This window comes from Spirosoma aureum, from assembly GCF_011604685.1.
Taxonomy (GTDB): domain Bacteria; phylum Bacteroidota; class Bacteroidia; order Cytophagales; family Spirosomataceae; genus Spirosoma; species Spirosoma aureum.
In genome coordinates this window covers 1,796,159-1,810,624 of sequence record NZ_CP050063.1, presented here as the reverse complement: position 1 = coordinate 1,810,624, position 14,466 = coordinate 1,796,159, and the positions used below count along the sequence as shown (strand labels likewise).

Here is a 14,466-nt window from a genome sequence, read left to right as displayed (position 1 = left end):
AGTGCACGCTACACGATCTTTCTGCTTTTAGCGGAACTTGCCTTCGGCTGCGTACCCGCTTTAATTCACATCTTTGCCCTGCCCAAGCTGCAGCAATAAACGTTCAACGTTGGCTTTATTAGCGGCATCCGGTGCCAGAGCCAAGGCTTTTTTACCCCAATCTGTAGCCTGCTTATAATCACCAGCCGCCGAGTAGCCGCGCATTAGCCCCATGTTCGTCATGAACACGTTTGGATACTTTTTAGCCAGCCCCTGAAACAGTTCCAGAGCTTCTTTGGCCTTTTTCTGGCCGATCAGTTGCCGACCGTATTGATACGACTCTTGCATGCTGGCCAGCGGTAGCGCTTCTTTCATCAGTTCATCGGCCTCCGCACCTCGATTCAGCATAGTCAGCAAACGAGCTTTCGTACGAAGTGTATTGAAATTCTTTTCGCCCACAAACTGACCAGCGATGGAATAGTCGGCCCAGCGCAGTGCTTCGTCAAGATTGGTATTGTGATCGGCGCAGTAAGCAGCCGCCTGTTGGTAGGCCTCCGCCCGAAATCCTTTTTCGCTTCGCAACTCATTCCGCAGCGAAGCGAGCTGGGTCTGAACCAGATTGACGGATACTTTAAATGGAATAACCCATTTCTCCCAAAGCAACGACACAACTGCCGAACTATCGGTTTCGTCGGCAAATTCAAACTTAAGGCGTTCTACTAAGGGTTGGTTTTTGGCTGGCTTGACCGTCACCCGAAGTACATCTTCTTTGGGATCATAGAAGTAGCTACCCCACGAACTGGCATTTTTCGAAAAAATAACCGTTACGTCATTTTCCTGAACGGCCATCATCAGTCCATACGTCCCGGCAGCTAATGGCTTACCCTCGATGGCAACATCCGTACTGAACGAAATCGTCGTGTTTTCATTGGCACCAGCCCGCCAGGGCGCTTCTTTACTGGTACCGAAAGCCAAATCCTTAAAACCGTAATGCACCAGCTGCCCCCAGATTTTGTCTTCGCGGCCTTTCACTGCCGGGCGGTTGTAATTGACGGTAACATCCGTAATACCAATGCGTTCAGAAACTAACGCTTTTTTATTACCACCATCGGGCGGAAACGTAAGCTGTGCCATCGTCGACAATGACCAAAGACACAGCGAGCTTATCAGTAAACTTGTTTTTTTCATGGTACTGATACTTAATTAGATAGGAGGTGGTAAACTACATAATCGACTAAGAGTAAAAATACTTATCACCCAACCGGACAGGCAAAGTGAACCGTATGGACGGGCTTCTGTGTTGATAAAAGGTATAAGACTATTTCTCCTGACCGGGTTAGACTTTCGGCTTTCGTGCCCCAGTCTATTTCCATATCTTTGCACTCATTTTTTAACCGCATGGGCCACCTGCATTTCGATTCGGGACGACTTGTGCAATACGATTATTCCAGGCGTGAAGTATCAGCAATATGAGTCCCTTGATTACGCGAAGATCGCGGCCGAGGTTTTAACGTATTGGAACCAGAATCAGGTTTTCGAGCAATCCATCGCTATTCGCGAAGGGAAGCCAACGTTTACGTTCTATGAAGGCCCGCCGTCGGCCAACGGAACGCCGGGTATTCACCACGTAATGGCCCGCACGATTAAAGATATTTTTTGTCGGTATAAAACCCTGCAGGGCTTTCAGGTCGAGCGTAAGGGCGGATGGGATACCCACGGCCTGCCTATTGAGTTACAGGTCGAAAAAGAACTCGGCATTACTAAAGACCACATCGGCAGGCCCGAATCAGAAGGCGGCATCAGCGTTGAAGAGTACAACCGCAAGTGCCGCGAAACGGTCATGCGCTTTACTGACCAATGGAACGATCTGACCCAGAAAATGGGCTATTGGGTTGACCTCGACAATCCATATGTCACCTATAAAAACGAATACATCGAATCCGTGTGGTATTTGTTGAAGCAGTTATACGACCAGAATCTGCTCTACAAAGGCTATACCATTCAGCCCTATTCACCCAAAGCTGGTACAGGCCTAAGCTCACACGAGTTGAACATGCCGGGCACCTACAAGGATGTTCGCGATACAACCATTGTAGCCCAGTTTAAGGTGAAACCCAACGGCAAATCAGGGTTCCTTTTCTTCGATTCTGCCGATGCCGACGTGTATATACTCGCCTGGACCACCACGCCCTGGACATTACCTGCCAACTCCGCTCTCACCGTTGGCGCGAACATCGACTATGTGCTGGTAAAAACCTTCAACCCATACACACACCTCATGGTGCATGTGGTGATGGCAAAAAACCTGGTCGGGCGCTGGCTTAACGAAAAAGGGCAGGTCGAAACGGTCAACAATCCCGCTTTCGATGCGTATCTGCCGACCGATAAAATAGCTCCCTGGACAATCGTTTCTGAGTTTAAAGGCGAGCATCTCGAAGGCATTGAGTACGAACAGCTCATGCCTTACGTCACACCGGAAATCCCTGCATTCAGAGTGATTCTTGGCGATTTCGTTACCACCGAAGATGGTACCGGTATCGTGCATACGTCGCCCACATTTGGTGCCGATGACTTCCGGGTTGCCCAGGCTGCCGGTATACCACCCATCATGGTGAAGGATGAAACCGGAAAAGATGTCCCCATTGTAGATAAGCACGGCCTGTTTGTGGACGAGATCACGGATTTTGCCGGACGCTATGTGAAGGAGGAATATTACTCCGATGAAGAACGGGCCGATCCGGATTTCAAGCCAACCGATGTACTGATTGCCATCAAGCTCAAAGAAGAAAATAAAGCCTTTCGGGTCGAGAAATACGAACACCCTTACCCGCACTGCTGGCGAACCGACAAGCCGATCCTGTATTATCCGCTCGATAGCTGGTTTATCCGCACGACGGCCAAGAAAGACCGGTTGGTTGAACTGAATAAAACCATAAACTGGCAACCCGAAAGTACGGGCACTGGGCGTTTTGGCAACTGGCTCGAAAACCTCGTCGACTGGAACCTCAGCAGAAGCCGGTTCTGGGGAACGCCGTTGCCTATCTGGCGCAGCGAAACAGGTGAAGAAGTATGCGTTGGGTCAGTCGATGAACTAAAAAAACATGTTCAAAAAGCACAGTGGAGCGATGCATTAACGGATGACCAACGGATAAAAAATGGTGCTTTTCTGGAAAAACTTTCGGGCGGAGATTTTGACCTGCACCGACCTTACGTCGATGAGGTTTATTTCGTTTCAGAATCGGGCCGAGTCATGCAGCGGGAGTCTGACCTGATCGATGTCTGGTTCGATTCGGGGGCGATGCCGTATGCCCAGTGGCACTATCCCTTTGAGAATCAGGATGTATTCCAAAAGGCATTTCCGGCTGATTTTATCTCGGAAGGCGTTGACCAGACGCGCGGCTGGTTCTTCACGCTTCATGCCATTGCGGGGATGCTGTTCGATTCGGTAGCGTTCAAAAATGTGGTATCAACGGGTCTGGTGCTCGACAAAAACGGCAACAAAATGTCGAAACGACTCGGCAACGCTGTCGATCCATTCGCGACACTGGCACAATATGGTGCCGATGCCACGCGCTGGTACATGATCACGAATGCCGAGCCCTGGGATAACCTTAAGTTCAATACGGAAGGTATTGGGGAAGTGCAACGAAAATTATTCGGTACGCTGTCGAATACCTACAATTTCTTCGCGCTCTATGCCAATCTTGATGCGTTTCATTTCGATGGCCGAACAGTTCCGGTAGCTGAACGCCCCGAACTCGACCGCTGGATTCTATCGAAACTACAATCGCTGATTCTGGAAGTTGAACAACAGTTCGATAGTTATAACCCGACCAAAGCGGGTCGTGCCGTTCAGGATTTTGTGAACGATCAGTTGTCGAACTGGTACGTTCGTCTGTCGCGTCGGCGGTTCTGGCAAGGCGAAATGACGATCGATAAGCGCGCAGCTTACGAAACACTGCACGAATGTCTGACAACTGTATCGCAGCTCATGTCGCCCATTGCGCCATTTTATGCGGACTGGCTCTATCGTAATCTAACCGGAGGAGACAAATCCGTACACCTGACCGACTTTCCGGTGGCCGAACGATCCTTGATCGATACCGAACTGGAAACATCGATGGAATTGGCTCAGGATACCTCGTCGCTGGTTCACTCATTGCGGAAAGGCCATAAACTGAAAGTTCGCCAACCACTGAGCCGGGTGCTTATCCCCGTGCTTAGTACGGATACACGCCGACAAATAGAACACGTTGCCCCGATTATTATGTCGGAGGTAAACGTGAAAGCCGTTGAATTTGTGGACGATGCCAGTGGTATTCTGAAAAAGAAAGTAAAGCCAAATTTTAAAGCCCTCGGTCCAAAATTTGGCAAACAGATGAAGGATGTTGCGGCTGCTATTTCAGCCATGACTGATGACGAACTAAAGGAATTAGAAGCTGTTGGTACCTGGCAATTGGCGGCTGGTACGATTGCACTGTCGGATGTCGAAATTCTGACGGAAGACATTCCGGGGTGGCTCGTAGCCAGCGAAGGCGGGCTGACCGTTGCGCTGGACGTAACGGTAACTGACGAACTGCGTCAGGAAGGTATTGCCCGCGATTTTGTAAACCGGATTCAGAACCTCCGGAAAGATCGCGACTTCTCGGTTACCGACAAGATCCGAATTTCACTGGAGCGGAACGACGACCTGCTGGCCACTGCTATCGAAGCCAACCGGGAGTATATTCAGCAGGAAGTTCAGGCGGTTTCGCTTGATCTGGTTGGTGATCTGAACGGTTCAGCAACGGAATCTACGGCGGCAGAAATTGAGATGGATGAATTTCAGCTACGGGTTAAAGTCGAGCGTGCGTAAGCAGTTAACTAACAGGACAAATACGGTTATTCATAAACTAAAAAGGTCGCCTTACGTAAGGGCGACCTTTTTAGTTTATCGGTCCTGGGGTATAACAGCAGTGCTTTCTGTTACAGCTGATAATGAATGTTACATAAAGTCCTAGTAAATAGACAGTCGGCACGAAACTTGTAAGGGATAGTAAAAGACCTAATCGTCTATTCTGGCAGCCGATTTCGGCTAAGCGAGGTAGTCTGCTTGTTCATCTTCTAAATCACAACACAGCCTTGATGGAATCTTTACAAAACACACTTCGATCCTTTGTTAATAGTTATCAATCCGTCATGTGGCGACTTCGTGAATGCCGTCTTAACGATGAACAATTGAGTATACTTATCGGACTTAGCAGCGGAGCTGTGCGTAATCGCCGTGCAAAACCCGATCTCTGGAAACTCTCGGAAGTAGAACGATTAGCTGCTTTTTTCAATGTGCCAACAACTGCCTGCCATCAAATGAATCAACTTCTCCATGAGTTGCCCAATCGGTGGACAATTATGCACGAAAGTGAGCGTAGACGAATCGAGCGCATGCTATCGGTCAGACGGTCTCAGTTTGAAACCTATAATCATACCGACTGGCCAGTGCGTCACCTGCTCAAAATGCACCGTGTTCTGGCCAATGATAACGAATAGCCGCTTGAGTTTGTAACCTCTGAACGGTTATACTTATAGCACCTGACTGATACCAAACAGAATCACAAACAGCAGGGTTGACAAGGCAAGTTGACCAAGTCGGGCGTTAAGCTCGGCCGGGCGCTTATGAGTGGCAACAGCCCGCCCGTTCAGCACAAATAACGGAAAAGCAAGCACATAGCTATACCCCGATAACGTGGCATCGGTCAAGAAGGAATAAGCCAGCGCACAAAACATACCGGTAAGCAGTAGACCCCAGTGATAACGGATAGCCAGTTGTAAACCCAGTCTCGCTGGTATTGAACGTTTACCGGTCAGCGTATCAGTTTCTATATCACGGATGTTATTGATATTCAGCACGCCCGTAGCGAACAAACCAACGCTGGTAGCGGGCAGAAGCAGAATCGGACTGAACGATAACGTATGCAGAAAATACGTTCCCAATACACCTACCCAGCCAAAGAAAATCAAAACGGCAATATCGCCAAAACCAGCATAGCCATAAGGACGCTTCCCATTGGTATAGCCAATAGCGGCCGCAATACTGAGCAGACCAAGAACCAGAAAAAACCAGAACAGCTTTGGTCCTGCATCAAAAAAGGATACGATCAACAGCCAGATACCGCTAATCAACGACAATACCGCCGTTACAATAATGCCCCGCATCATTGCTTCTTTGGTAATGTCTCCAGTAGCAACGGCCCGGCGCGGTCCAACCCGAAGCTCAGTGTCTTTGCCCGATACAGCATCGCCATAATCGTTGGCAAAATTGGAAAGAATTTGCAGGCAAATCGTAGTCAGCGCAGCCAGCAGGGCAATTTTCCAGCTAAAGTGACCGGTAGTTGCCGATGATCCGGCGGCCAGGAAACTACCCAGAATAATACTGGCCAATGCCAGCGGTAACGTGCGCGGTCGAGCCGCAGCAATCCAAGGCTTCATACTGAACACTATAAAATGAACAATGGATAATGATCAGACTGGCGATGAACCAATCCTGTCATTATCCATTGTTCATTACCCATTTTACATTACATGCCAATGGCTTTCTTAAACTCTTCGTCTTCTGGCTTCACTTTAGAAGCAAAGAAGTGAGTTAGTTCGCCTTTTTCATTGATAACATATTTGCAGAAGTTCCAGGTTGGAACCTTGTCATTCCATCCATTCAAATCTTTGGTAGTAAGCCATTTGTACAAGGGAGCCTGATCCTCACCCAGAACCGACACTTTTTCGAACATCGGGAATGTAACACCGTAATTTTTCTTACAGAACTCAGCAATTTCTTCGCTGCTACCTGGCTCCTGACTCTTAAAATTATTAGCTGGAAAACCCAGTACGACAACCTTATCGCCGTGTTCTTTATAAAACTTTTCCCAATCAGCGTACTGTGGAGTAAAGCCGCATTTCGAGGCTACGTTTAGAATCACAACCTTTTTGCCTTTAAATCCACTCAGGGCAACAGGCTTGCCATCAAGCGATTTTACGGTGAAATCATAAAGACTTTTGGTTGGGGCCGGGGCATTAGCCGGAGCGACCGCTACTTCACGTTTGTCGCTGAAAATACCTTTGACGAGGGTTGATAAAGACATAAAACTACTTGCAAAAAAAGCTACGGCAACGACTGCCAATAGAGTTACTGTTTTTTTCATGGTTATTTGGTTGTTGTATAGAGTTTGGAAGGAAATGTTTGCTGAACCTGAAGGATTGGATTTACATTTTTTCAGGCACCTCTATGCCCAATAAACCCATTGCCTTACGAATAGTTTCACCGACTGATTTAGAAAGGATTAAACGTGTGTGCAGCTTAACCGCATCCGTTTCTTTCAGGATCGACAGTTTGTCATAAAACTGATTGAATGTTTTCGCCAGTTCATATACATACTGCGCAATATAGGAAGGCGCATAGGCATCGCCCGCTTCGGCCACCCGCTGTGGATACTGGCTTAACAGGAACACCAATTGCTGCTCAATTTCATCCAGTTCAGTTGTTGTAACTGCTCCTTCCAGCGAAACGCCCATATCACTGGCTTTCCGCAAAACCGACCGTATACGGGCATGTACATACTGGATATAAGGTCCCGTATTGCCATGTAAATCAACCGATTCAGCCGGATTGAACTGCATCCGTTTCTGCGGGTCAACTTTCAGTAAATAATACTTCAATGCACCGAGCCCCAGCATCTTGAAAAGGGCCGTTTTCTCATCGTCACTGAATTCATCGAGTTTACCTTTAGCCGCTTCATCGGCAGCAGCCGAAGCCGCATCGATGGTCTCCTGAATGAGATCATCCGCATCGACAACCGTACCCTCGCGGGACTTCATCTTACCCGTCGGCAAATCGACCATGCCATACGACAGGTGATACAGCCCATCGGCATAATCCCGGCCTAACCGATGCAAAATCGCAAATAGTACATTGAAATGATAATCCTGCTCATTGCCTACAACCCAGATCTGCCGATCAGTATGGAAATCCTGAAATTTCAGGTCGGTTGTGCCAAGATCCTGCGTCATGTACACCGATGTACCGTCGGAGCGCAGAACCAGCTTTTGATCCAGTCCCTGCTCAGCCAGATCGATCCAGACAGAACCGTCATCTTTACGGTAGAACACGCCCTTCTGTAGCCCTTCTTCAACAATTTCTTTCCCCAGCAGATACGTATTCGACTCGTAATACGTCTTATCGAAACTAACCCCGATACTCTGGTAAGTAGCATCGAAGCCTTCATATACCCAGGCGTTCAGCTGGCTCCAGAGCGCTACCGTTTCAGGATCACCCTGCTCCCATAGCCGCAGCATTTGCTGCACTTCGAGCATCAGCGGGGCTTTTTTCTCGGCTTCTTCTTTGGGCATCCCCTGCCCTACCAACTCTTCTATCTGCGCTTTGTAAGCCTTATCAAAGAGAACATAATATTTCCCGATCAGGTGATCGCCCTTCATGCCAGTCGACTCGGGGGTTTCCCGATGGCCGGACTCATCAGCACTGAATAGCTTGTAAGCCAGCATGGACTTACAGATGTGAATACCCCGGTCGTTGACAATGCAGGTTTTTGCAACAGTATACCCGTTGGCGGCCAGAATTCGGCTGACCGAATCGCCCAGAAAATTATTACGCAAGTGCCCAAGGTGCAGCGGCTTGTTGGTGTTCGGCGACGAAAACTCAACCATAACCGATTGTTCCTTCTGGGCTGATGTGCCAAAAGCGGGGTTAGCAGAAATGTCATTCAGCACGGTAACCCAGGCGGCATCGGCAATACTGAGGTTCAGGAACCCCTGCACAACGTTAAAACCGCTGACAATCGAACTGTTCTGCGTTATCCAGCTACCAATCGCCTGTCCGATCTGGGCAGGAGCCTGTCGAAGCGCTTTGGTGAGCGGAAACGTCACGAACGTATAAAGTCCTTCAAATTCTTTCTTCGTGGGTTGGAGTACTATTTCGCCCGCATCCTGTTGATACAGCTCCGAAATGGCCCGTTGAATGGTATGCTTTACTTCTTCCTGAATATCCATTGGTTTGCGAAACCGCACGAACGGGCGGTTTTCCGGGTGCAAAAGTACGAAATGTAGTTCGGCTGTTATGTAGCTCAGGCGTAGGCATTTGTTTTTTTATCGCATCAAAACAAGATGCCTACCTGCCCGCTAACTTCCCGAGTCGTTTCAGGCCTTCCTCAACGGCAGCGCTAAACGGCTGTCCAAAGCTGATACGAAGGCAGTTTTGATAGAGTTGCTGAGCCGTAAAAACGGCGCCGGGAGTAACTGAAATACCTTCCAGAAGCGCCTGTTGGCTAATTTGAACCGTATCGATTAAATCAGGTAGCTCAACCCATAGCACAAAACCACCCTCTGGATTAGTAAACCGTGTCCCCTCCGGAAAATACGCACTGATGGCTTGCTGATAACGTAAACTCGTCAAATGAAAGGTTTGTCGAAGTTGTCGTAAATGATGATCGTAGCGGCCATGGGCCAGAAAATGAGCTAATGCGGCCTGTGTAAGTGTTGGGCAGGTACGGGAAAAGACCGCTTTCTGGCGATTTATTGCCGAACCGGACCGCCCTGGCAGTATCCATCCGATGCGATAACCGGGTGCCAGCGATTTAGAAAATGAACTGCATAGCATAACCCACCCTTCGGTATCGAAGCTATAACATGTCCGGGGGCGCGTTTTGCCAAAGTATAGATCCCCGTAGACATCATCTTCAATGAGTGGTGTCCGATAGCGGGCCATCATCTGTACCAGTCGCTGCCGATCCGTATTCAGTAAACAACTGCCCAGCGGATTACTAAATGTCGGTGTTAGTAAACAGGCCTGCACGACGCCAGCCCGAAGGGCCGTTTCCAGCACGTCGAGATCGACACCCGTAGTCGGATTTGCGGGTAGTTCAAGTACATTTAGTCCCATTTTTTCGAAAGCCTGAAAAAACGCAAAGTAGGATGGACTTTCGACCGCTACCGTATCGCCCGGCCTGGTAACCGCTTGCAGACAAAGTACTACGGCTTCCATACAGCCAGCGGTGATGATCACTTCATCGGGCGTTACGACCGACCCGCTTCCAAAGGCCAGACGAGCAATTTGCTGACGTAATTCGGCATTACCCTTCCCATCTTCATACGTTGTTCCTCCGGCCGGAGCCGTACGCAACGCATGAATCATTGCCTTCTGTAGTTTAGCGACTGGCAACAAATCAGGTGCGGGTACGGCGGCAGCAAAGCGTAGCGGCCCGTCGGGCTGGTTGTAGAGACGAGTCAGCAGTTCGTCATTGCTTAGTGTCTGCACGATGGCATCGGGCTGCGACGCGCTGGGTAATGCGTAGCTTTTTGACGGCTTGGAACGGACGTAATAGCCTGACTTTGGCCGGGCCTCAATCCAGCCCTGCGCTTCCAGATGATAATAAGCCTGAAACGCTGTGGTAAGACTTACTCCATGCTCCTCGCTCAATCGGCGAACGGAAGGCAGTTTATCGCCTACCCGTATTACCTGGGTATCAATAAGCTGACGAATTTTATCGGCAATTGACACGTATAAAAACGCTGTATTCATTCGATCGATCTTTACAATCTGATATGGTCAAAAATAACAAAACTGTATCTGTTATGCTCAAGAAAGAAGCAGGACTTTTGTAGAAAATGTCAAGTAGTTATGCCGGTATCATCCTTTCAGAACGATTTAGTCAATTTATCATCATTGCTCGATGCGATTCAGCAACTGACGTTGACTCATATCCAGCATCTTTCAACGATTCATACATCACCTAAAACCAGCGACATACCAACGGCAAATCTGCCCGAAATGGGCCAGGGAGCAACTTTTCCGTTGCGCTGGTTCACCGAACATTATCAGCCATTAATGACAGCTTCCGCTGGCCCACGATACCTTGGCTTCGTTACGGGAGGCACAACACCGGCTGCACTGGCGGGCGACTGGCTGGTTTCGGCCTTTGATCAGAATACTCAGTCGATTACGCCGGGTTCAGGCGATTGTTCGGCTTTGCTGGAACAGGAAACCATCCGATTGTTAAGGCAACTCCTCAATCTGCCGGATGCTTTCATGGGCGGTTTCGTAACCGGTGCTACGATGTCTAATTTTACGGGGCTGGCCGTTGCCCGGCAGTGGTTCGGTGCTGAGTATGGACTGGATATAGCCACAGAAGGGCTCCGTCAGGATGTGACTGTGCTAGCAGCCACCCCCCATTCATCGGCAGTAAAAGCGTTGGCGATGCTGGGAATTGGCCGGAATTCGCTTCGGTTCGTAGCTACTCTTCCCAACCGGGAAGCCCTTGACCCGGCAGAACTGGAAGCGGCCATTGAAGAACTGAAAGGCGAACCGTTTATTCTGGTCAGTAGCGGTGGCACCGTCGACACCGTCGATTTCGACGACATGGCGTTTATTGCCGATCTAAAAAAACGGTACCGGTTCTGGTGGCATATCGATGCGGCATTTGGTGGTTTCGCGGCCTGTTCGCCTGCTTATGCGCACCTCCTCAACGGTTGGGAGCTGGCAGACAGCATTACCATCGACGCCCATAAATGGCTAAATGTACCGTATGATAGCGCCGTTATTCTCACACGCGCCGAACATGCACATTTGCAACGCGATACCTTCAAAAACGCCAGTGCACCCTATCTTGGCGATCCCTTGCAGAATTTCTCGTACCTAAATTTCGTACCCGAAAACTCCCGGCGATTCAGAGCGTTACCCGCCTGGTTTACGCTCATGGCCTACGGGCGCGATGGTTACCGGGCACTGGTCGAAAACAGCATAGTACGAGCACAGCAATTAGGGCGACTACTGGACGAATCAACTGCGTTTTCGCTGGCTGCTCCCGTCCGGCTGAATGTCGTTTGCTTTACGCTCAAAGCGGGACAGACAAATGACGTCACTACCCGCCTGAACGACATCCTGACCCACCTGAAACAACGCGGGCGTGTATTTCTGACGCCAACCGCTTACAAAGGTATTCCGTGTTTGCGGGCAGCCTTTGTCAATTGGCAAACGACTGACGCTGACGTGCAGATCGTGGTTGATGAACTACTAACGGCCTGGCACGCAGTCCAACCCGTAGATTAATAAGTTAAGGCTTTAGTATGGTGGTTCCCTCAGCAACCGTTTTTACTTTTTCTTTGGAGAAAAACACGGGAAAATAACTGTTTTCAGCCCAGATCGGAAACAGGTCGCCATAGTGCGGACTGTCAGGATTGCCCGACTGACCCGGATTATTGACGCCCAGGGTTTTATCCCAATCTTCGGTATCGACCAGAATCCGGAACGAGGCACCGTGAGCCTGGTTCAGATCGTTACCCGTTGCGTTAACCGTTTCGCCATAGCCACCCCGCGCCACTGGACCCAGATTGATTTTTTTCTGCATCTCTTTATCGACCAGATCGCTGAGTGGATGTGTGATGGTAATATGCTTGTTTTTTCGTTGCCCATATGCCCACTCGTCCATGTCGCTGCCAAGTCGTTTGGTGAGTTCAGTCACAGCGCGATCCATGCAGGAAAGTAACAGACTATCGCGAGCGGCCGTTGGAATGAGCAATGCATCGAAGACCCGCCTTGAAGGCATTGTTTTAAAGTAAGGCTGAGCGTTCTTGGGGACTTTTTGCTGATAAACGGCCTGCTTTAGTTGCCCCTCCCAGGCTACATAAATTGAAGCCGCTACTGAACTGGGGTCAAGTTTATAATCCCACCGACGCAGGCGGGCCAACGCCTGTTCAGTTCGATCGGTCGGCGACGACAGGTTTTGCAGTAATGGCACCAGTGTTCGGGCCGGGATAGACAGATAGTCGGCCTGAAGTGCCATAAAATCAACCATACTTTTGCGCTTTCCATCGTTTAATACCTCTTCGATACGGTGCGCCCGGCTTGGTGCGGCCCACGTCCAGCCGATTGCATTGCGGTGAGGAAAACTAGTTGGCGTGAGGTTGTTATTGGCCGTTGCAACGTACCCTTCAGGCGGATTCAGTTTGCCGGGAAGTTGCTGAATTGGCAGATAACCACTCCATTCATAACGACCATCGCCCGGTACAGGCACCAGTCCCGTAAAGTTTTTCCGGATGGGGGCCAGCCCTACAGCCTGCCAGCCAATAGTCCCCGTCTTATCTGCCCAGATCATATTTTCGCCCGGAATTCGGCTGTAGGTGCAGGCCTGCCTGAACTCCGCCCAGTTATGGGCCTGATTCATTCGCAGACTGGCCAGATACGGCGAACAACCCGTTTCAAGCCATCCGGCCTGCACAGCGTAGGCTTTGTGATGTTGCTTATCTTCGAAGACAACCGGGCCATGCTGTGTGTATTTCAGTTCAGCCCGAACGGATTGACCACCTTTTACCGATATTGTTTCGGACATGGTTTTCATGGTCACCCAGCGGCCTTTGTATCGGTATTGATTCGGGTTAGCCGGATTTGTTTCGTACACATACAAATCCTCATTGTCGGTTTCAAAGATCGTTAGGCCCCAGGCCCCGTACTCGTTATGACCTACAGAAATGCCAGGCAATGTGGGTTCACCCGCCCCTACTACGTTCCAGCCGGGCGCATTGAGATGTACCCAATACCGCAATGACGGCGTAGATTGTGCTCTGTGCGGATCGTTGGCCAACATTGGGTAACCACTGGCAGATTTGTTCCCTGAAATAATCCAGTTGTTGGAGCCAACATATTGCTTTTCCGTGTCGAACCAGTCGTCTACTGAACGATCCGATCGTCTTGCTTCATCCTCATCAGCTTTCGTTGGCCGGCCTTTGAACTTCAACGGCAGGCGAAAGGCTTCGTATAATTCCAGAATCGGCTGAAACAATTCATCACCGTTAACATGCAAGGTCAGGTCCGGATCGCCGGTTTTTGATATTGCAACGGTAGGCTGCGGGTGAAACCACTGCAATTCACGGAGTTTGTCTGCTCCGATGAGTTTAACCAGTCGCCCGTAGTTTAGCTCGTCACGTACGTTATAGGCAAGTCCCTGATGGCGGCTTATAACAACTTCGGGGGTCCATAACCCTGGTTTCGTATCGAGCACCCGAAACTCGAAAGGAAGTTTCTCCGGTGTCTTCAGAATTTCGGTGATGTAGGCGTTGATCCCCTCAACAAACGCCCTTACAATCTGCGGACCATGGGGATGATAGTGAAGCAGTTCTTTGTTGATATCTCCTCTGAATCGAAATAATCGTGTGCCAATATCGCGCTTGGTTTCCTGTGGTCCAAGTAATTCGGCAACAGTACCTGTAGCCTGCCTACGCCATATTTCTAACTGAAAGAGTCGATCCTGAGCGGCTGAATAACCTTGGGCAAAAAATAGATCGTGTTCGTTTTTAGCATAGATGTGATTAACACCCCAGCGGTCGCGGATTATTTCGACGGGTTGCTGAAGGCCAGGCGTTGATTGAGAACAGGCAGATGAGATCGTAAGAATGAGCAGAAGTAAGGGCAGGAATCGTTGCATTGCACAGCGTTGATTTCTGAGTAAGATA

The 14,466-nt window shown here is 49.5% G+C and carries 9 protein-coding genes; 3 read left to right on the top strand and 6 right to left on the bottom strand.

Going from position 1 to position 14,466, the window contains the following annotated elements; genetic code table 11:
• Positions 1-60 precede the first annotated feature (60 nt).
• Complete coding sequence (locus G8759_RS07290; RefSeq protein WP_167206579.1) at positions 61-1,167, bottom strand: DUF2911 domain-containing protein; 1,107 nt, start codon at positions 1,165-1,167, stop codon at positions 61-63.
• Between the two features lie 256 nt (positions 1,168-1,423).
• Here G8759_RS07290 and ileS point away from each other — a divergent pair, with 256 nt between their 5' ends.
• Positions 1,424-4,834, top strand: coding sequence for an isoleucine--tRNA ligase (gene ileS, locus G8759_RS07285; protein WP_167218787.1), 3,411 nt, complete (start codon positions 1,424-1,426; stop codon positions 4,832-4,834).
• 269 nt (positions 4,835-5,103) lie between these two features.
• Positions 5,104-5,505 carry a hypothetical protein gene (locus G8759_RS07280; RefSeq protein ID WP_232074160.1) on the top strand — a complete coding sequence of 134 codons (402 nt, stop codon included), beginning with the start codon at positions 5,104-5,106 and terminating at the stop codon, positions 5,503-5,505.
• A gap of 33 nt (positions 5,506-5,538) precedes the next feature.
• Here the strand turns inward: G8759_RS07280 and G8759_RS07275 are convergent, their stop codons facing one another.
• The 4 genes from G8759_RS07275 to G8759_RS07260 form a co-directional block, all read right to left on the bottom strand.
• Positions 5,539-6,444 carry a 1,4-dihydroxy-2-naphthoate polyprenyltransferase gene (locus G8759_RS07275; protein WP_167206577.1) on the bottom strand — a complete coding sequence of 302 codons (906 nt, stop codon included), beginning with the start codon at positions 6,442-6,444 and terminating at the stop codon, positions 5,539-5,541.
• An 89-nt stretch (positions 6,445-6,533) separates the two neighbouring features.
• Positions 6,534-7,151, bottom strand: coding sequence for a glutathione peroxidase (locus tag G8759_RS07270; RefSeq protein WP_167206575.1), 618 nt, complete (start codon positions 7,149-7,151; stop codon positions 6,534-6,536).
• 61 nt (positions 7,152-7,212) lie between these two features.
• Entirely contained in the window at positions 7,213-9,012 is a 1,800-nt protein-coding gene (gene argS / locus G8759_RS07265) for an arginine--tRNA ligase (protein ID WP_167218785.1), read from the bottom strand.
• Between the two features lie 118 nt (positions 9,013-9,130).
• Entirely contained in the window at positions 9,131-10,540 is a 1,410-nt protein-coding gene (locus tag G8759_RS07260; protein WP_167206573.1) for an aminotransferase-like domain-containing protein, read from the bottom strand.
• A gap of 99 nt (positions 10,541-10,639) precedes the next feature.
• Between G8759_RS07260 and G8759_RS07255 the strand changes: the two genes are divergently transcribed.
• On the top strand, positions 10,640-12,067 hold the full coding sequence (locus tag G8759_RS07255) for a pyridoxal phosphate-dependent decarboxylase family protein (RefSeq protein ID WP_167206571.1): 1,428 nt from the start codon (positions 10,640-10,642) through the stop codon (positions 12,065-12,067).
• A gap of 4 nt (positions 12,068-12,071) precedes the next feature.
• Here G8759_RS07255 and G8759_RS07250 read toward each other — a convergent pair whose 3' ends face one another.
• On the bottom strand, positions 12,072-14,438 hold the full coding sequence (locus tag G8759_RS07250; protein ID WP_167206569.1) for a penicillin acylase family protein: 2,367 nt from the start codon (positions 14,436-14,438) through the stop codon (positions 12,072-12,074).
• Between the last annotated feature and the right edge of the window lie 28 nt (positions 14,439-14,466).

What these genes read in the sequence shown, in the direction of transcription:
- G8759_RS07260 (WP_167206573.1), bottom strand. Translation starts at nt 10,540, where the DNA reads ATGAATACAGCGTTTTTATACGTGTCAATTGCCGATAAAATTCGTCAG.
- G8759_RS07255 (WP_167206571.1), top strand. Translation starts at nt 10,640, where the DNA reads ATGCCGGTATCATCCTTTCAGAACGATTTAGTCAATTTATCATCATTG.
- argS (WP_167218785.1), bottom strand. Translation starts at nt 9,012, where the DNA reads ATGGATATTCAGGAAGAAGTAAAGCATACCATTCAACGGGCCATTTCG.
- G8759_RS07250 (WP_167206569.1), bottom strand. Translation starts at nt 14,438, where the DNA reads ATGCAACGATTCCTGCCCTTACTTCTGCTCATTCTTACGATCTCATCT.
- G8759_RS07290 (WP_167206579.1), bottom strand. Translation starts at nt 1,167, where the DNA reads ATGAAAAAAACAAGTTTACTGATAAGCTCGCTGTGTCTTTGGTCATTG.
- G8759_RS07275 (WP_167206577.1), bottom strand. Translation starts at nt 6,444, where the DNA reads ATGAAGCCTTGGATTGCTGCGGCTCGACCGCGCACGTTACCGCTGGCA.
- G8759_RS07270 (WP_167206575.1), bottom strand. Translation starts at nt 7,151, where the DNA reads ATGAAAAAAACAGTAACTCTATTGGCAGTCGTTGCCGTAGCTTTTTTT.
- G8759_RS07280 (WP_232074160.1), top strand. Translation starts at nt 5,104, where the DNA reads ATGGAATCTTTACAAAACACACTTCGATCCTTTGTTAATAGTTATCAA.